Source organism: Acinetobacter lwoffii (assembly GCF_019048525.1).
GTDB lineage: Bacteria > Pseudomonadota > Gammaproteobacteria > Pseudomonadales > Moraxellaceae > Acinetobacter > Acinetobacter lwoffii_K.
On record NZ_CP077369.1, the window covers coordinates 82,697 to 101,163 of the forward strand.

The 18,467-nt window shown below is 39.9% G+C and carries 14 protein-coding genes, 1 pseudogene and 1 other annotated feature; of the genes and pseudogenes, 6 read left to right on the forward strand and 9 right to left on the reverse strand.

From position 1 onward, the window contains the following. Positions 1-12 precede the first annotated feature (12 nt). Both I6L24_RS00395 and ndhC read right to left on the reverse strand, forming a co-directional pair. On the reverse strand, positions 13-693 hold the full coding sequence (locus tag I6L24_RS00395; protein WP_004280778.1) for a NuoB/complex I 20 kDa subunit family protein: 681 nt from the start codon (positions 691-693) through the stop codon (positions 13-15). Between the two features lie 6 nt (positions 694-699). Continuing rightward, positions 700-1,245, reverse strand: a complete 546-nt coding sequence (gene ndhC / locus I6L24_RS00400) for an NADH-quinone oxidoreductase subunit A (RefSeq protein ID WP_004280779.1) — start codon at positions 1,243-1,245, stop codon at positions 700-702. Positions 1,246-1,817: 572 nt separating this feature from the next. Here ndhC and I6L24_RS00405 point away from each other — a divergent pair. Beyond that, the gene (locus I6L24_RS00405; RefSeq protein ID WP_004645876.1) at positions 1,818-2,174 is read left to right on the forward strand and encodes a hypothetical protein; all 357 of its coding nucleotides are present in this window, start codon (positions 1,818-1,820) and stop codon (positions 2,172-2,174) included. Between the two features lie 66 nt (positions 2,175-2,240). On the opposite strand, the gene bfmS is transcribed toward I6L24_RS00405, so the two are convergent. After that, a complete protein-coding gene (gene bfmS / locus I6L24_RS00410; protein ID WP_216986264.1) occupies positions 2,241-3,911 on the reverse strand; it encodes a sensor histidine kinase BfmS in 1,671 nt (556 codons plus the stop codon). 42 nt (positions 3,912-3,953) lie between these two features. Further along, on the reverse strand, positions 3,954-4,670 hold the full coding sequence (gene bfmR, locus I6L24_RS00415; protein WP_005104084.1) for a response regulator transcription factor BfmR: 717 nt from the start codon (positions 4,668-4,670) through the stop codon (positions 3,954-3,956). A gap of 566 nt (positions 4,671-5,236) precedes the next feature. Between bfmR and I6L24_RS00420 the strand changes: the two genes are divergently transcribed. The 5 genes from I6L24_RS00420 (at position 5,237) to I6L24_RS00435 (ending at position 11,797) form a co-directional block, all read left to right on the forward strand. Further along, complete coding sequence (locus tag I6L24_RS00420; protein ID WP_005252681.1) at positions 5,237-8,074, forward strand: ribonucleoside-diphosphate reductase subunit alpha; 2,838 nt, start codon at positions 5,237-5,239, stop codon at positions 8,072-8,074. 129 nt (positions 8,075-8,203) lie between these two features. After that, on the forward strand, positions 8,204-8,332 hold the full coding sequence (locus I6L24_RS16710) for a hypothetical protein (RefSeq protein WP_005104087.1): 129 nt from the start codon (positions 8,204-8,206) through the stop codon (positions 8,330-8,332). A gap of 226 nt (positions 8,333-8,558) precedes the next feature. Continuing rightward, positions 8,559-8,795 (forward strand): DUF2188 domain-containing protein, encoded by a 237-nt coding sequence (locus I6L24_RS00425; RefSeq protein ID WP_005104088.1) that lies wholly within the window; start codon positions 8,559-8,561, stop codon positions 8,793-8,795. 317 nt (positions 8,796-9,112) lie between these two features. Further along, positions 9,113-10,396, forward strand: a complete 1,284-nt coding sequence (locus I6L24_RS00430) for a ribonucleotide-diphosphate reductase subunit beta (RefSeq protein WP_004645882.1) — start codon at positions 9,113-9,115, stop codon at positions 10,394-10,396. 300 nt (positions 10,397-10,696) lie between these two features. Beyond that, positions 10,697-11,797 carry a nucleotidyltransferase family protein gene (locus I6L24_RS00435; protein ID WP_086044541.1) on the forward strand — a complete coding sequence of 367 codons (1,101 nt, stop codon included), beginning with the start codon at positions 10,697-10,699 and terminating at the stop codon, positions 11,795-11,797. On the opposite strand, the gene I6L24_RS00440 is transcribed toward I6L24_RS00435, so the two are convergent. The 5 genes and pseudogenes from I6L24_RS00440 to I6L24_RS00460 form a co-directional block, all read right to left on the reverse strand. Continuing rightward, positions 11,789-12,427 carry a Cap15 family cyclic dinucleotide receptor domain-containing protein gene (locus I6L24_RS00440; protein ID WP_086044540.1) on the reverse strand — a complete coding sequence of 213 codons (639 nt, stop codon included), beginning with the start codon at positions 12,425-12,427 and terminating at the stop codon, positions 11,789-11,791. The genes I6L24_RS00435 and I6L24_RS00440 overlap by 9 nt on opposite strands. A gap of 320 nt (positions 12,428-12,747) precedes the next feature. Further along, a protein-coding gene (locus tag I6L24_RS00445) for an IS3 family transposase (protein ID WP_148334753.1) occupies positions 12,748-13,967 on the reverse strand; the annotation gives its coding sequence in 2 pieces (ribosomal slippage) (positions 12,748-13,691 and positions 13,691-13,967; 1,221 coding nt in all). Then, positions 13,576-13,692: a sequence feature (AL1L pseudoknot), on the reverse strand. It overlaps the preceding gene by 117 nt. Before the next feature lie 48 nt (positions 13,968-14,015). Next, a pseudogene (locus I6L24_RS00450) lies at positions 14,016-14,414 on the reverse strand (HAD family hydrolase); the annotation flags it as partial. A 366-nt stretch (positions 14,415-14,780) separates the two neighbouring features. After that, a complete protein-coding gene (gene actD / locus I6L24_RS00455; protein WP_005180623.1) occupies positions 14,781-16,007 on the reverse strand; it encodes a putative acinetoferrin export transporter ActD in 1,227 nt (408 codons plus the stop codon). A gap of 54 nt (positions 16,008-16,061) precedes the next feature. Beyond that, a complete protein-coding gene (locus tag I6L24_RS00460) occupies positions 16,062-18,458 on the reverse strand; it encodes a TonB-dependent receptor (RefSeq protein WP_086044539.1) in 2,397 nt (798 codons plus the stop codon). Positions 18,459-18,467 lie beyond the last annotated feature (9 nt).

An 18,467-nucleotide genomic window follows, 5' to 3' on the forward strand; every position in this document is an offset into this window, starting at 1 on the left:
CTGTCGTTTAAATTATTTAATTTCATCCATTGAGCGCAGATTTTTCACAGCAACACGCTGGTCTTTCTTACGGTCACGTTCCGGCATCATCTTTGGCTTATACACTGGCTTAAGATCATCACCGATCACCGCAGAAAGCGGACGACGCTCTAGTTGAATCTGGTCTTGCAACAGCATCAATGCCTGAATCAAAGCTTCAGGACGTGGTGGGCAACCTGGAATATACACATCGACCGGGATGATTTTATCCACACCTTGTACGACTGAATAAATATCGTACATACCACCTGAGTTGGCACATGCACCCATTGAAATGACCCATTTTGGTTCAAGCATCTGTTCGTACAGACGCTGAATTACTGGCGCCATTTTTACGAAGCAAGTACCCGCTACAATCATTAAGTCCGCCTGACGCGGTGAAGCACGGATAACCTCGGCACCAAAACGTGACAAGTCATGCACGCCGGTCAAGGTCGTTGCATATTCTACGTAGCAGCAAGATGTACCAAAGTTAAATGGCCAAACTGAGTTTTTACGACCCCAGTTGACTGCTGTATGTACCACATCCTCTAAGCGAGTCATGAATACATTTTTATTCACTTCTTCTTCTAGCAACGGATCTTCTACAACAATACGTTCCTGAAGTGGATATTGGTCAGCATTCGGATTCGCACGGGTTAATGTATATTTCATCCCGTCTTACTCCTTATCAGATAATTGAGTTTGTGACTTTTTCACAAAACCAGATGATTGAGCCGGGATTTGACCCGTTGGATCCATCACCAATTCTTCAATCGAGTTGAAGCGCGTAATTTCTGCAAGATCCATATTTGGCGAACCAATCTTAGCTTTAATTCCTGCTGCCTTACGTCTGTCTGAAGGTGCCCAATTGAGTGCGCCTGTCGATAATTCGTAAATCAAACCAACAAGTAAAACTATGATAAAGATAGCTGCAGTTGCAAAACCAATCCAACCTACCTCACGAACAGAAACTGCCCATGCATATAGATAAAGTGCTTCTAAATCAAACACCACAAAGAAAATTGCAACTAAATAGAACTTTGCAGACAAGCGGATACGAGCTCCACCTGCGCTAACTACACCTGACTCAAACTGCTCCTGCTTGGCACGGCCCCATGATTTACCCCCGAGGAGTAATGGGACAGTCAGCATAAAGACGCATAAAAATGTAACGCCGATCACGAAGGCAATAATTGCCCATTCGTATGGAGTAATAGCACTCATGCGGGGATAACTCCTGGCAGGCCTATTTGTTAACAAAGAATGTATGTATTGGCCTTCAAATACACCAAACACAAAATTAATCCCGCCAATTGTACCTGATTTTGGATTTCACTTGCTAGTTTATAAGCCTTAGTCTTTGGGATGATTTTTTAGACATTTCAGCATTTAATTTGACTTTAATCATTCAGAATTCGTTTTAATCGTTTTCCCAAATTAAATTTTAATTATCTATTAATTTTTCTATAAATAGCGCTGCCAGAAAATAGGCTGATCGATGAGCTGCTTTTCTCGCCCACCCATTTAGATATAGTCTTTTTCACTATTGAATCCAAGTTAAATCGGATAAAAACTTATTTTAACAACTATTTTTTCTTTCAAACCAATTGATTTAACTTGATATTTAATGTGATTTTTTATATTTAACGGTTGCTTTACCCCCTGCAGCTACTTGGTAATCTTGGATTGGCAATTGTGTCTTTTTGCAACATGCTCAACGGACTGATTCAGAATATGTTATTTCTATTTCTAAACCACATCATGACATTAATAAAGTAACAATAAGGAGTCCTTGCATGTCTCTACGCTTTTCCCATCGACCTAATTATTTTTTATTTGCTCAATTACTGGTTCGCCATATAGAAAATTACATCCAGAAAAATCCCAACATAAGCCAGGCAGCTTTTGACTTACGTGACATCCATGCACTTTTTCAAGAGGACCATGCTTCTTCCAGCATCAATCTGGATGGCATTATGAATATCGCTGACGAATATAAAGTCGAAACATTATCAGGCGACCAAAAACTGATTCAGCGTTATAACGTCGATGCGAAAAATACCAAACTGGTGATCGACTTTAACTCTGAAGCGCTACAAAGCTTAAAAGAGGGTAAATCACTCATTGAACCTGATGCGACCATTCAGGAATAAAAATCGCTCCTAATAAAAAACGATGCCGATGCATCGTTTTTTATGACTAAAATCATTTATACAATATCAAGCTAAATGATCACTCGCTTCCTCAGGCTTTTTTTCTAGCATCTTGCGCTTACTCTTCTTGACATAACGCTGTGCCGGCCAGGTCATGGTAAAACGCGCGCCACCCAGCGTCGGACTTTGATCCACCTGAATCGTACCACCAAACCAGTACGCAATCCGGCTGACAATCGACAAACCTAAACCATAACCACCCGAAGCACGGGTACGGCTATCATCCAGTCGGGCAAAGGCTTCAAAAATGCGGGCACGATCTATTTCCGGAATCCCCGGCCCGTCATCTTCAACGCAAACATAGGCTTGACCATCCTGATCCAGACCGCCGCTAATCAAGATTTTATTATCGCAATAACGTACAGCATTGCCGACCAGATTCTGAATTACACGATGCAGGTAGCGACGCTCTGCCTCAACCACCACATCAGGCATTGAATGTAGCTCAATGATTTTCTGGGTTTTTAATGCTTCAGTTTCCAGAGCTACCTGATTCAGCACTTCAAACAGATTGACCTTTTCAAACTCGATCGAAGGCATGCCCTGTTCTAGCTTGGCATAGGTCATGATCTCGTCAATCAGGGTATTCAGCGCCTCAATATCTTTATCAATCTGTTCGACCTGTTGCAGACGATAATCGTAATCATCTTCATCTACCATCATTTCCACACCAAAACGAATCCGCGCCACTGGTGTACGAAGTTCATGCGACACCGCACGCATCAATTCACGTTGGGCTTCAATCAGGCGCTGAATATGATCAGACATATTGTTAAAGCTAGAGGCCAGCGTTGCCATTTCGTCACTTCCTTCTACAGGAAGACGCAATGACATATTACCGGTTTTCATTTTGTTTAAGGCATAGCTGACTTCACGCAACTTGCGCTGCATTGGCACCAGCAAACCATACACCCCCAGACTCAGCACAAACAGGCTCAATAAGGTAATACCAGTCGCTAACTGGAATGGCATCCAGTTAAACAATGGCACCGGTCCCATCACCAAGACTTGTGAGGTCGAACCTGGAATTGGCGAAATAATTGAAATGGTGATGCCACGGATTGAGGCACTATCCCGATACAGGATAATACTGTGATCAAGACGCAAGCGCCCGATCTGCTCGGAATCTAAAGGTAGATTCTGGACGTTTTCGATGGAAACCGGATAAGAAAAATAATCCTGAATACGAGCCAGGTATTCTTTTTCCTGACCTGGATAGAAGACCAGATAATCCAGGATAAAGACTGGTAAGGCCTTCATCTGGCGCTCAGTAATGCTGTCGGCCTTAATATAAAGGTAATGACCCGGGTCATCGCGCAGCCCCACCACAATATAGGCAATACCCGATTCGGCGTCCCAACGCACCACAGCCTTACGTTCGGCAATACGGCGTCCTTCAGCACGGGTAATGTCGACCTTGCTGGCTTCTACATAGTGAATGGGCAATTCCAGCAAATCGGAGGCATCAGAAACCCAATCCATTTTTTGCTGGAGATTTGGCTGGCGTGCAACCCCTTCACTGATGATATATGCCATACCATCAGTCAGGGATTCGCGATATTCTTGCGCACGCTGATAGTTGATAATCTGTACCAACAGATAGCCGAACACCGCCACCAAGACGACAAGGATGACGAGTCCTGCGTATATACGCAAAAATATACTGTGTTTAAACACCTATAATTTATCCTGCTTGTTCAAGCAACAAACCACATTTGCTTAAAGACCATTGGTCTCTTTAACAAAAAGATAACCCTTACTACGTACTGTTTTAATACGCTTCGGATTTTCTGGATCGTCACCGATTTTTGGACGGATACGAGAAATACGCACATCAATTGAACGGTCTTGGCCGTCATATTCAATGCCGCGTAGACGCTCAAAGATATCTTCACGTGACAGGATGCGGCCCGCATTTGAAGCCAGCAGCCACAACAGGTCATATTCTGCACTGGTAAAGTCAACCAGCTCACCATTTAAGGTCACTGAACGACCACCATTGTCGATCACCAGGTCATCAAATTCGATGCGCTGAGCCACTTCATCTTCAGGCACTTTGTCAGTACGGCGTAATAAAGCACGAATACGAGCCAATAGGACACGTGGCTGAACCGGTTTAGCGACATAGTCGTCCGCACCCATTTCCAGACCTAAGACCTGATCCATATCTTCAGTACGTGCAGTCAGCATTAAAATCGGTTGATGATAATGTGGACGAACTTCACGACAGATGGTCAAACCATCAGCACCTGGCAACATGACATCTAGAACCACCATGTCTGGTTGCTCAGCAATAATACGACGAATAGCACGGTTGCCATCCGGCTCTACCCCAACCTCAAGTCCGTTACGAATGAGGTATTCTTGCGTTAAACGAGCAAGACGCTCGTCATCTTCAACAATTAAAATTTTGGGTAACTTTTCTTCTTGGCTCATGTATTGCCCCTTATTTGGTGGATCTACGCTATAGGCGTATCCTTTTGAAATCCAATAGATACGTTTTTAATATGCTTGCAATATACACACGTTTACATTGTAAACAAGATAGCGTTCACCAAACTGATACATCAAAATAGCATTTTGTAATATTTTATCGGGCACTTTTTGGACAATTATGCTTGAAACAGTGGCTTAGATCTGATTTTCGATTTACACAACTCTCACATGGACAAAATATGACTGCTTGATTCAGCAGTTTTTAGTTATCCACAGTGTTATCTATAAGCAGTTTCTTTGGACTTTGTTATGCTATGCCTTGCCTGATAAGGCTTATACAAAAATCAATAAAAATAGCGATATTTTTGCAATGATTAAAGCACAACTTAAGAAAAATATTTAGCTAAATGTCAATATTGATCTACCCTAAATTTTCCCGTATCTTGTGTTCAATTAATTTTAAAACCACTAGGTCTTGTGTTTATTCCTCAAATACTGTGGCATAGAATTTGCCCAGTTCAAACGGTCCATAAACATAAAAATAGATGACAATGGAGCTATGCTAAATGAGCGTAATCACTTCAACTCCTGGTCAACTTCAGGTGATTAAACGCACCGGTGATGTTGCCGCTTTTGATGCAGAAAAAATTTCTGTCGCAATTGGTAAAGCGTTTTTGGCGGTTGAAGGCCAACAAAGCGCTGACTCGAGCCGGATCCATGATCGTATCGAGCAACTGACGGAAATGGTATTAAATACCTTTAAACGTCGTTTACCTTCTGGCGGAACGATTCATATTGAAGAAATTCAAGACCAAGTTGAACTTGCGCTAATGCGTACGGGCGAACAGAAAGTTGCACGCTCTTATGTCATTTACCGTGAACAACGTTCTGAAGCACGTAAACAGTTAGGTGCTCATCATCACCCCACCCTGCAAATTACTGATGCTGAAGGCAAACTTAAGCCACTGGATTTAAGTGCTTTAACTGCGCATGTTACTAAAGCAGCAGAAGGCCTTGAAGGCATTGATGTACAAGCGATTGTCGATGAGACTGTGAAAAACTTGTACAACGGCGTAAAAGAGTCTGACATCTCGACCACGATGATGATGGCGACCCGTACCCGTATCGAGCAAGAACCTAACTATACGTATGTGACTGCACGTTTGTTACGTGATGACCTGGTTGCAACTGGTTTGAAATTCCTGGGTCTGTCTACAGAGACCAATGAAGGCGATGCACTTGAGACTTTCCTGAAGAAAGGGATCGAGCTTGAGCTGCTTTCTCCAGAATTGCTGAACTTTGACCTTGCGAAATTGGCAGCGGCGATTCAACCAGAACGCTCGAACCAGTTTACCTACTTAGGTCTGCAAACCTTATTTGACCGTTACTTCATTCATTCAGATGGCGTACGTTTCGAATTACCGCAATTGTTCTTTATGCGTGTTTCTATGGGCTTGTCGCTCAATGAAGAAAACCGTGAAGACCGCGCGATTGAGTTCTATAACTTATTGTCTAGCTTCGACTACATGGCATCGACGCCTACCCTGTTTAACTCAGGTACGCTACGTCCACAGTTGTCTAGCTGCTACTTAACAACCATTGATGATGACCTGTATGACATTTATGGCGCGATGCGTGATAACGCAATGCTGTCTAAATGGGCAGGCGGTTTGGGTAATGACTGGACGCCAGTCCGTGCCTTGAACTCATACATCAAAGGGACTAACGGTAAATCTCAAGGTGTAGTTCCGTTCTTGAAAGTAGCGAACGATACGGCTGTTGCGGTTAACCAAGGTGGTAAGCGTAAAGGTGCAGTTTGTGCATACTTAGAAACCTGGCACCTAGACATCGAAGAATTCTTGGAACTGCGTAAGAACACCGGTGATGACCGTCGTCGTACCCACGACATGAACACTGCGAACTGGGTTCCTGACCTGTTCATGCAACGTGTATTCGAAGATGCGGAATGGACACTGTTCACCCCTTCTGAAACGCCTGATCTGCATGATTTGACTGGTGCTGAATTCGCTGAGCGTTATGCACATTACGAAGCGATTGCCAAAGAAACAAACATGTTGCACAAAAAAATCCGTGCAAAAGATTTGTGGCGCAAAATGCTGTCTATGCTGTTTGAAACAGGTCACCCGTGGATCACATTCAAAGATGTATGTAACCTGCGTTCACCACAACAACACGTTGGTGTAGTTCACTCTTCTAACTTATGTACAGAAATTACTTTGAACACCAGCAAAGAAGAAATCGCAGTTTGTAACCTGGGTTCAATCAACCTGGTACAACACGTTCAAGGCGGTGTACTAGATCGCGAAAAGCTTGCTCGCACAGTAAAAACTGCCGTTCGTATGCTCGACAACGTGATTGACATCAACTACTACGCTGTTCCGCAAGCGCGTAACTCGAACCTGAAACACCGTCCAGTCGGTATGGGTATCATGGGCTTCCAGGATGCACTGTATGAGATGAACCTTGCTTATGGTTCTGATGCTGCGGTTGAGTTTGCTGATGAATCGATGGAAGTGATTTCGTACTACGCGATTTCAACATCTAGCGATTTGGCTGTTGAACGTGGTACATACGAAACATTCAAAGGTTCATTGTGGGATCAAGGTATCCTACCAATCGACTCGCTTGATCTGGTTGCGAAAACTCGTCCAGAACGCATGTTCGAAGTCGACCGCACTCAACGTCTGGACTGGGATACTTTACGTGCCAAAGTTCAAAAAGACGGTATGCGTAACTCGAACGTGATGGCGATTGCACCAACAGCTACGATTTCGAACATCTGTGGCGTGTCTCAATCCATTGAGCCAACCTTCCAGAACTTGTATGTGAAATCAAACCTGTCTGGTGAATTCACAGTGATCAATCCGTACCTGGTACGTGCGTTGAAAGAACGTGGTCTTTGGGATGCTGTGATGGTCAATGACCTGAAACACTTCGAAGGTTCTGTTCAGAAGATTTCCCGTATTCCTGAAGAGCTTAAAGCCATCTTCGCGACTGCGTTTGAAGTTGAAACTCGCTGGATCGTGGATGCTGCTTCACGTCGTCAAAAATGGATCGACCAAGCGCAGTCTCTTAACCTTTACATCGCTGGTGCAAACGGCAAAAAACTGGACATCACTTACAAGATGGCCTGGTTACGTGGTCTTAAGACGACTTATTACCTTCGTGCATTGGGTGCGACTTCTGCTGAGAAATCAACCATTAACACTGGCGCATTGAACGCAGTTAAACCTGCAACTGTTGCGGCGCCTGTTGTAGCAGCAGCTCCTGTCGTTGAAGCGCAAAAACCTGAAGCTCCTGCAGAGGAAGAAGGTTTTGCTCAAGCGGCGCCAGTGCCAATGGCATGTTCGATTGACAACCCTGATTGTGAAGCTTGTCAATAAGCTTCGCTTGACCTCCCCTAACCCCTCCTAAAAGGAGGGGAATCACAGCTCAGTCATCTGACATGTGAAAGTCCCTCTTTTTAAAAGAGGGATTTAGGGAGATTAAAATAACAAACAAAGGAAACCTCAATGCCCCATATGACTCACAACTACATGTTAGGACTTGCGGCATTGCTGATTTCCTTTGGCATTACCTTTTATTTACCAATTGCTTATTTCTGGCTCAAAGTTTGCCAGCAGCGTAAACAAAATAAGTAGTTTTCTTTAGACGAATTACTTCTTTTGATTATGTCAGCAGATTAGCTGATTGCCGAAAATGAAAAAAGGGAACACCGCGTCAACGATGCTCCCCTTTTCCCTAAAGATCATTAGGCTGTCTTTAGGGCGATAACTTTTTTACCAAAAAGCTAGGGAATATTCTGAACTAGTTTAAAGCAATCGTCAAATTAGCCTTTGTTGAAAGCTCAAATTTAGGAGTATTCTCATGAGCAAATCAAATGACCGTATGGTATATCAACGTGGAAATGAATGGGTAAATAAAGCAAATGGTAATTCTACCGCTTCATCCATTCACTCAACACAACGTGATGCAATAAACTCAGCTAGAACTATGTTAAAAAACTCTGGCGGAGGAGAATTGACAATCAAAGGTACTAATCAATTGATTCGTCAAAAAGACACAATTTCCCCAGGAAATGATCCAAGAAACATAAAAGGCTAATTTATCTCTTAAAAAACAACCTCGATTTAATCGGGGTTGTTCTGTTTTTAAAAAACTATAACCGATTGATTTTATTATTTTTTTCAACGGAAAAACCAATAAAGAAATTCTACTTAAAAAACAAAAGAATAGAAGAACCATAGTCGTTTTTTCATCAAAAAAAATCTTATTACCTATTAAATTTTCGCGATCAAAACTACAATACATTCCAAATTTATTAAAAACTAAATCGCCTCGCTTAACAAATGTTCGTTGTTTCTTTAAACACCAGATAGTCCAATGTACATAAGTGAAGCGTATAATTTGAGAGAATTGATATGTCTATCCTAAGTTGGGACGATTTCGAAGATGATTCGCAAAAACCGGCTGCACCTGAACAGCAGCCTGCGCCCGTCGAGCCGCAAAAAGCGACTAATTCACAGATGGTATCTGATGCAGGCAACGCATCGCCGGATGTGGCAGCTGCACAACCCCTTAGAGCCACTCAAAACCGAGGATCAAATCCAACCGATTCGCTGGCAAGAGCATCTGCTTCCCTAGAGCAACTTGATGTTGCTCCAGGTCTGGAAGAGCTTGAAATGGGTGCGCAACGTGTACAAGTTGATGACAAGGCAATGATCAACTGTCGTGCTGACTTGAACCAGCTTGTACCGTTCAAATACGAATGGGCTTGGCAGAAGTATCTGGACGGATGTGCAAACCACTGGATGCCGCAAGAAGTCAACATGAACCACGACATCGCGCTGTGGAAGTCTGAAAATGGCTTGACTGAAGATGAACGTACCATCGTGATGCGTTCACTTGGTTTCTTCTCGACTGCCGATTCACTGGTTGCAAACAACCTGGTACTGGCGATTTACCGTCATATTACCAACCCTGAATGCCGTCAGTACATCTTGCGTCAAGCGTTTGAAGAAGCAATTCATACGCACGCTTACCAATACTGTATCGAGTCGCTAGGTATGGATGAAGGCGAAGTCTTCAACATGTACCGTGAAGTACCGTCAGTGGCACGTAAGGCAGCGTGGGGCCTGAAATATACTCAATCTTTAAGTGATCCTACTTTCAAAACTGGTACCCCTGAAAACGACCAAATCCTGCTTCGCAACCTGATCGCGTTCTATTGTGTACTTGAAGGTATCTTCTTCTACTGTGGTTTCAGCCAGATTCTGTCTATGGGCCGTCGTAACAAGATGAATGGTGTTGCTGAGCAGTTCCAGTACATCCTGCGTGATGAGTCAATGCACCTGAACTTCGGTATCGATATGATCAACCAGATCAAGATCGAAAATCCGGGGCTATGGACGACTGAATTCCAGGAAGAAATCATCCAGATGATTCTTGAAGGTACGATGCTGGAAATCGAATACGCACGTGACACCATGCCACGCGGTGTACTCGGCATGAATGCTGGCATGATGGAAGAATACCTGAAGTTCATTGCTAACCGTCGTCTGGCGCAGTTAGGCTTGCCTGAACAGTTCGCTGGTGTGAACAACCCGTTCCAGTGGATGTCAGAAATGATGGACTTGCGTAAAGAGAAGAATTTCTTCGAGACACGCGTAACGGATTACCAAACTGGTGGTGCGTTAAGCTGGTAAGGTTTTTTACCGTCCGCTGAATGACAGATAATGTGAGATTTTTGACACATATTTCGAGATTGTTACAAATTTATTTAACAACTCACTAAATAAAAAAATAGAGCCTAATGGCTCTATTTTTTTTAAATTATGTTCTTAATCTAATTACTTGCTCTTGATTACATACATTAATCTGGTAAATCTATTTCTCATAAATATGGAAATATCAAAATAAGTAAACTAACAAATATTTTAATTTAAATTCATTGAAATATTTTTAATGTACCCAATTTATATTTAAGATTAAATTGGGTATTTTTCATGGCTAAAATTAATTTTGATGATAGATTAAAAAGATTAGAGAAAAGGAGAAAAGCTAAAGATCTTAGTTATAACCTATTCGATAGCATAGGAACTGGAGTCACTTCTTATTCTGAATTTACTTCACTTCAGAATAAACGTGAACTTTGGGAAAATATTTCAACTAAACCATCTATACGCTATTCAATTGGAGCTATGCAAGCAGTGGACCAAAGGTATACTGAAATTGGTATTGAAACTGCAAAAAGAATTGAAAACCAACTTAAAACTCGACTGACAAACCATGGATTAGCTACAGAATATAAATTGCAAGGTTCTGTACCTTTAGATATCCATATTAAGGGAGTCAGTGATGTTGATCTATTAGTTATACATAAAAATCACTATCGCTCAGAAGACTGTACAACTTTATTAAGAAATGAAGATATAAAAATTCTACAACAATTAAGAAATTCTAGTTTTCATGAGCTAAAGCAAGCATATCCCGCTGTTAAAATTGATAATACTGGTGGAAAATGCATAAGCCTTACAGGAGGGTCATTACCAAGAGATGTAGATGTAGTCCCATCTCATTGGGTCGAAACGAATGAATATAAGAACAAAGGGTCTGAATATTTAAGAGGAATAAACGTTTTAGATAAAAAGATCCCTACAACATTTCTAAATTTACCATTTTCCCATATTTATTGGATTAAATTAATTTGCCAGTATTTAACAGAAGGTTCATTAAGAAAATCCATTCGGCTATGTAAAACTATCAAAGCTGATTTAATTGACGAAGGCTCAAAGATTACACTAAGCAGCTATGACCTAGCGTCTGTTATGTACCATGCTAATAGGGATAATTTAAAAAATAGCAAAAATCATTCTCTTGGGATTGTTTTAGAAACCCAAAGGTTTTTGGATTATTTATATCACAATCCAAATTATGCAAAATCTTTAGACACTCCTGATGGGACTAGAAAAATTTTTGATTCCGCTGACAAATTAACTTCTCTCACCACACTGAGTATTGCATTAGATAATTTAGTAAGTGATTTATGTCAGGATTTGGGCTTTTCATCTAAAGAATCACTAAATTTTTTTCCATTATCAATTTAATTTCTTCCATTCCATTGAGCCAAAAGTTCTTCTACCACTTACATTATAGTATTTGGCGGAAGCACTTTTTGAGTTCTTGTTGAGTTGAAGTTCTACAAAACCTAAATGGGTTCGTAGTTCTTTATGATCTAAGTCTTTAGGCTCATTTTTATAACTATATAAAACCTTATATGAATCAATTTCATCATAAATAATGGCTGCTGAAATACTCTCAGAAGTAGAGTATTTAGTTTCCATTCTAATTCTTAGCTTATCCCAAGTTTGAATTATAGTTACTTTACCTTGCCATTCTGAGTTGTTTGATTTCACTAACTCATTATCAAGTTCTTGATAGGATGTTTTACCAATACACTCCCATTCACCAGAAATATCAGGGTATTTTAAAAAATGAAATAACAAGTTCCATTTCCACACCCATTTATCAAATAAAAAGTAACAAGCTAAAAATAATATACCCGTACTTAAACTTGAAATTACAATGTTTTCTAATGGGGAGAGTTCACCATTAAATTTTAAAAAAATATAGATTACTACCCAAGAAATACCCATGGCTACAACATATATATATCTGCCAGCATGTGACCGATTAAAAGCATTTTGAACGCAATATTCATGTCCATTGGTAGCCATTAATTACCTCTATTAAGTAGCCATTTTTAATAACTATATAGTTAAATTACAAAAAAAGATGTTTCAAATTTGACTGTTAAAAATTTAACTTTATATCTCTTATTAAATTTTAAACATTTTACAATGGTACAACTAAATTTTGCTTCATCCACTTAAACCCATTCAACACTTCATTTTTACCAAACCCTTTCTTCTCTTCCGACCAAGCATAAAAATCTTTTAAAAGTAGTTCTTCAGTAATAGATTGCTTGTTCTCAAGCAAACGCAGCCAACATGCAAAGTGAACCGTACCGGGTTTGTCGGAGACTTTTTTATTTAAGTTAGGCCACCTGACCTAACGGGTTAATCTTATCATAGTACATTGCTTCAAACTCAAAAGGCGATACATAACCCAGTGCACTGTGTACACGCTTTTTATTGAACCAATCTACCCAGTTTAGTGTCGCAAGTTGTACATCTGCTAAACCTTGCCAATCTGCTTTTAAATATTCAATCACCTCTGTTTTGTATAAGCCATTCACCGTTTCAGCCAGAGCATTATCGTATGAATCACCAGTTGTACCGACTGATGCTCGTAAATTTGCTGCTTCTAAACGATTGGTATAGCGAATAGAAAGATATTGAACACCTCTATCGGAATGATGAATCACATTCTTTGGCATGCCTCGATCGTGCAAGGCTTGCTCTAATGCATCGAGCACCATATCTGTATTCATCCGTGTCGATACTTTCCATCCAACAATTGCTCGTGAGAACACATCAATAATAAAGGCGGTATAGACCCAGCCTGAATGAGTTTGAATATACGTAAAGTCACTCACCCACAGTTGGTCAGGATGATCAGCATTAAAATTACGTTTCACTAAATCATCTGCTCTTTTTTGATCATCTTGGCTACGGGTGGTTTGTTTATTCTTACCACGCCAAACACCTTGTATACCTAGCTTCTGCATCAATCGAGCAACTGTACAACGTGCAATAATATAGCCTTCACGTTTCAATTGTTGCCAGACCTTACGCACACCATATCGACCTGAACTTTCTTTCCAAATTCGTTTAATTTGTTCAGCATGATGCTCATCATGTAGATCTCGTTTCGCTCGATGTTCTGGATTGTCCGCGAGATCTAAAGTTCGGTAATAGGTTGAAGCTGCGATCGGTAAAATCCTACAAATCGCATCAACACCATATCGATCTTTATTGTTATGGATGAAATCCACCATTATTTGTGTGGGCGGTCGAGCTCCGCCTGGGCGAAAAAAGCGGCTGCTTTACGTAGAATTTCATTGGCACGCTTTAATTCTTTAATTTCACGTTCCATTTGCTTCATTTTTTCTTGATCAGATATCTGTTGTACTTTAATAGGATTTTGCTGATCTAAATGCTTTTGATGCCAGGCACGAAGTGTTTCAGGAGTATAACCAATCTTAGGCGCAATTGCTGTGATTGCAGCCCAAGTAGAAGGATAATCTTTTTCAGATTCAATTAGTAATTGAACCGCTTTTTCTCTGATTTCAGGGGTATATTTTAATTTTGTCATCGGGGTAGTCTCTCAGAATATTGACTCTCCGACAAACCCGGTACGGTTCACATTTGCATTAATCAAATACTCTTCAGCGATCGCTCTGCGACTTGATGTTGCAACAGCCATTCTAAGTCCAGACTTTCTCAGTCGTTCTAGCACTTGTACCAATCCTTTTTTAATCGGTACCCCCTGATTTCGTACAAACTCAAGCTCTAATTCGTCTGCACGTTTACGAATTGTCTGATAAGGAACTTCTGTTCCATAAATTTTTTGTGCGAGTTGTTCTGCTGTTTTTGCACTTAATCCTAGACATTGCATCAAATAATCATCAGAGAATTCCTGTCCAATGAGTTCTTGAGAGGCTTGTTTTAATGTTTGAAAGCGTAATCGCTCAGTATCAAACATTGTGCCATCCATATCAAAGATCGCCCCATGGACAGGATAATCATGAAAAATCAGCATTATTACTCCTTGATTGTTATCACGATCTTTAGCATACCGAATAAAATTTGTGATAATCCAAGTTGTAAATAAATGAAATAAAAATGATTAAATTTTAACCATACATTTAAAATATTTATCGAATACCTATAATAGTATTGGTCAAAAAATTTGCATTATGAAAGGTATTGTGATTGACATTTTTTATAAATAGGTTTTATGTTTTTTGTCTTAGGAAGTCCCCTTGGATAGAAAATGTGAATAAACTGCAGAATGAATATCCATACGCCTAGATCAAACGTCCAACTAAAAATAATCATCTAAGAATTGATTACGAGACTGCAATCATAAAAATTTAATATTCTCTGTCTTTCAAGCATATTTGATTTAGGAGTTAACCTTATTGCTTATCATCGTATTCTGATTTGAATAGGATATGATCAACAAGTAGACCGCCACTGTGACCATCAATATTAAGAGTAAATAAAAAGGTAAGTGAATGCCGAACTGATATAGAAAAGTGCTCAGTAAAGGCGCCACAATGAGACCAATCGCTTGAGTAGCTGTACAAATACTTGCCATTTTGACTTGAGCAGCTTGCGTAACAGATTGAGCCGCCCCTGTGGTAAATGCAGGCAAAAGGCTTGCCACTCCGACCCCATAAAATAAATAACTTATTTGAAACATCCAAATATGGATTGCACTTAAAGATAGGATGAGTCCAATAACCATGCTAAACGTACCCACCAATACCAAAGCTTTCAGTTTTAAATGAAGTACTTTTACAATCAGGATCTGAGTAATCACTAAGCTAAAACCAACAATGAGCATACATTGGGAAAAATAAATCGCACTTTGTTGTGAGCTTAAATGAAAATGGTCTTGAATATAAAAACCTGCCGTCATATTGAGCGTCACGATAGCCATATAGGTAGTAAATCCTAAAATAAGCCAAGGAATAGCTGGTTTTAATGAAAATGAATGCTCTATTTTTACAGGCTGTTTTTGATCCAATATTGTGTTTTGTTTACCCTCATCATGTTTAAAATACATTGTGATAATCAAACTAAAAATCACCAATAAAATAACTGCAATCCACATTGGCAATAAAATTCCACCGAACAATAACACTGAAGTTAGAAATGGGCCGACGATCATACCTAAACTATTCATCGCACCATACATTGCCATTTTTTGACTGCGTTGTTGTTCCTCTGTGACATGTTGCATGACATAACTTTGTAGACCTATTTGTGGCATAGCCATAAAACCACCAGTACTTGCTCGACTAATCACCAACAAAGCAAAAACTATCATTACGGGTAATGTTTGTTGTATTCCCCAATAAAGAATCGCTGTAAATATAGCCCAAGTAATGGTCATGCCCCAGAAACCATAATTCATTAATTGATAAGGAGTCTGTATTTTTTCCCCTCTGGCAATCAGAATAGATGCAATCGCCATACAAATTGCACCCGCTGAAACAATTACTCCGCCCTGTACTTCTGTTAAGCCAAGCTCACGAATTAATGGGGCAAGTAAAGGTAAAATCATTGAAAAACAAGTACCGTTGGCTAGAGTTGCCCAAGCCAATAATTTAAAATTTTGTTGCATAGGTAGTATTCATCAAAAGAAAAGGCATCTTAATCAGATGCCTTTATGATTGGATTAGTATTTAAGTGTATAGCTTAGACCGTATGTACGACCTTGAGCTGGTAAGCTAGACATAGCACCGTATACAGATTGTGCAACTTGACTAAATACTGTCTTGTATTCAGTATTCCAAACGTTATATACACCAAAACCTAATGTACCTGAACCGGCTTTAGCATTGGCAATTACATCCATGACAGCATAACCTTTAATTTCACTTGGTAGTTTCAGATCTTTACGATTTTTTTCATCGATTGCTTTGTAAGCACGCATATCTTCACGTGCTTTATCAGTCCCACCCACAGCTAAAGCCTGAACTCTAAGACCGAAACCATCATTAAATTGCCAATCCGAATATATCATTCCCTTTAATGGAGCAATCCGTGTGCCATCTAATTCTTGCCATTTTCCGTCAGAGTTTTTAAATTGCCCTCTTGTATATGCAATCGTTCCCCCTAATGACATACTATCAGTTAGTGGGTAATTAACATTTGCTTCAGCACCATAAATACGTTCATCCGTATCAACAATGTCTATGTTATAAGCAGGAGCACTATTAAAACGTACGACTTTATCTGAAGTATTATAAAAAGCAGTTACACTTGTATTTAGACCACTATCACCTTGTAAACGCCAACCTAATTCATAGTTATTGACCTTGATCGGATCAATATTATTACTATTCACAGCAAAATTAGCTGGTACATCTCGAAGCATACGCTGTACATCGGGAATACTAAAACCCTGTGAGAAATTTGCAAAAACTTGTTGAGTATCGTTCAAATGATATACGGTACCTAAGTTAAATAATGTCGCATTATGTTTAACTTTACCACCTACTAAAGTTTTAGCATCATAAGGATAATTTAGATCATTTGTTAAAATATCAGCAGGAATAGACTCACGATATGGCGTTGAATCAGAAACTTTACTATCTATCCTTTCATGGCGAATACCAGCTTGGACATTTAAACGCTCTGATATTTCATAATTACCTTGTAAAAATACACCTAATTTTTTAATTTCTGTGTCTGGTCCAAATTGATATGTTTTATCAGGCTCAAAATTCAGACCATTACTTGCATAAAACTGATCAAAATTAAATCGACGAGCAGAAGCTTTATCATTTTCATTTTCATAATCTAAACCATAAGTTAAACCCAACTTACGATTCGAAATTTCAAAATCTTTTTGTAATGCTGTACGTAAACCCCATACATCAATTTCTGATTCCGACTGTAAAACAGCATATCCTAAACGGACAGCTTTCAAAAAATCAGGTGAACGTGGATCAGCATAATTTGGATAAAGTTGTGCTAGTCCAAAATTTAAAGTTCCATGCCCCAGAGGAGAGACAGTTGGAAACCAACGTCCTTTTTCATTACGATAAAAAGCTTCAGCATTCAACTTCTGTCCCAATATATCTTGGTTTTCATATTGCGTATTAATTACATAACGCTTTGTTCTAGGTTGAGTGTCTAATTGTAAACCTTTTACAGACTTTAAACTTGGTGAAACTGCTGTTGGAAATAACAGGTTCGCAACATTATAACCAGAAAGATGACCATAGTCCGCACCATATTCACTATCCTGCTCATCATTATAGTATTGCGCACCAACACTTAGTTTTTGTTTGTCTGCAAACTGCCAGCTCAAACGACCACTCACATCAACCGTTTCTGTATCTTGGCGATCCGTTTGTGCAATTTCTGGTCCAATGCGATTACCATGACTGTCTTGGATTTCACCACGTTTGGTATAGCTTGCTCCTAAAAAACCACTCCAATCACCTTGATTAAATGATGCAGACTGAAACGCTTCATAAGCTAAAGCATCACTTTTAAAATTATCACCAGAAGTCACACCGAGTTTGGTTTCAAAGTTTACACCATCACCCGAACCTCTTTTGGTGATAATGTTGATAATCCCCCCAGTAGCACCAGCACCATAGATACTGCTTGCACCAGATACAACTTCAACTCGTTCAATCATGTCTGGGCTAATACTATTTAGCTGACGTGAACTATCACGTGATCCTGTTTGAGGAACACCATCAATCATATATTGCACAGTACGACCACGCATGGTCATACCATAGTTACTGGTCGTACCTGAACTTGGAGTTAAAGATGGAACTAACAAACCTAAAATATCGGCGGTACTTTTCCCAGCAGCAGCTTGTTTGGCAATATCTTCTTGGCTAATACTGTAAACAGTCCCTGCAATTTCAGCGATACTTTGTGCTGAACGAGTTGCTGTTACAACAATTGGCGCAAGTTGTGTTGGTTTTTGGACTTCTGCTGCAACATTATTTTGAATCGTGGTATCGATCTCAGTTGTTTGAGCATAAAGCTGGGCACTTACTGCCAAGCTTAGAAGTGTTAGTGTTGTCGAAAGTGTATGAACTTTCATAATTAGCCC

Excerpts from the sequence above, each read along its gene's own strand:
- I6L24_RS00425 (WP_005104088.1), top strand. The coding sequence starts at position 8,559 with ATGAGCAAATCAAATGACCGTATGGTATATCAACGTGGAAATGAATGG.
- I6L24_RS00460 (WP_086044539.1), bottom strand. The coding sequence starts at position 18,458 with ATGAAAGTTCATACACTTTCGACAACACTAACACTTCTAAGCTTGGCA.
- bfmR (WP_005104084.1), bottom strand. The coding sequence starts at position 4,670 with ATGAGCCAAGAAGAAAAGTTACCCAAAATTTTAATTGTTGAAGATGAC.
- I6L24_RS00420 (WP_005252681.1), top strand. The coding sequence starts at position 5,237 with ATGAGCGTAATCACTTCAACTCCTGGTCAACTTCAGGTGATTAAACGC.
- I6L24_RS00405 (WP_004645876.1), top strand. The coding sequence starts at position 1,818 with ATGTCTCTACGCTTTTCCCATCGACCTAATTATTTTTTATTTGCTCAA.
- I6L24_RS00395 (WP_004280778.1), bottom strand. The coding sequence starts at position 693 with ATGAAATATACATTAACCCGTGCGAATCCGAATGCTGACCAATATCCA.
- I6L24_RS00435 (WP_086044541.1), top strand. The coding sequence starts at position 10,697 with ATGGCTAAAATTAATTTTGATGATAGATTAAAAAGATTAGAGAAAAGG.
- I6L24_RS16710 (WP_005104087.1), top strand. The coding sequence starts at position 8,204 with ATGCCCCATATGACTCACAACTACATGTTAGGACTTGCGGCATTGCTG.
- I6L24_RS00440 (WP_086044540.1), bottom strand. The coding sequence starts at position 12,427 with ATGGCTACCAATGGACATGAATATTGCGTTCAAAATGCTTTTAATCGG.
- I6L24_RS00430 (WP_004645882.1), top strand. The coding sequence starts at position 9,113 with ATGTCTATCCTAAGTTGGGACGATTTCGAAGATGATTCGCAAAAACCG.
- ndhC (WP_004280779.1), bottom strand. The coding sequence starts at position 1,245 with ATGAGTGCTATTACTCCATACGAATGGGCAATTATTGCCTTCGTGATC.
- actD (WP_005180623.1), bottom strand. The coding sequence starts at position 16,007 with ATGCAACAAAATTTTAAATTATTGGCTTGGGCAACTCTAGCCAACGGT.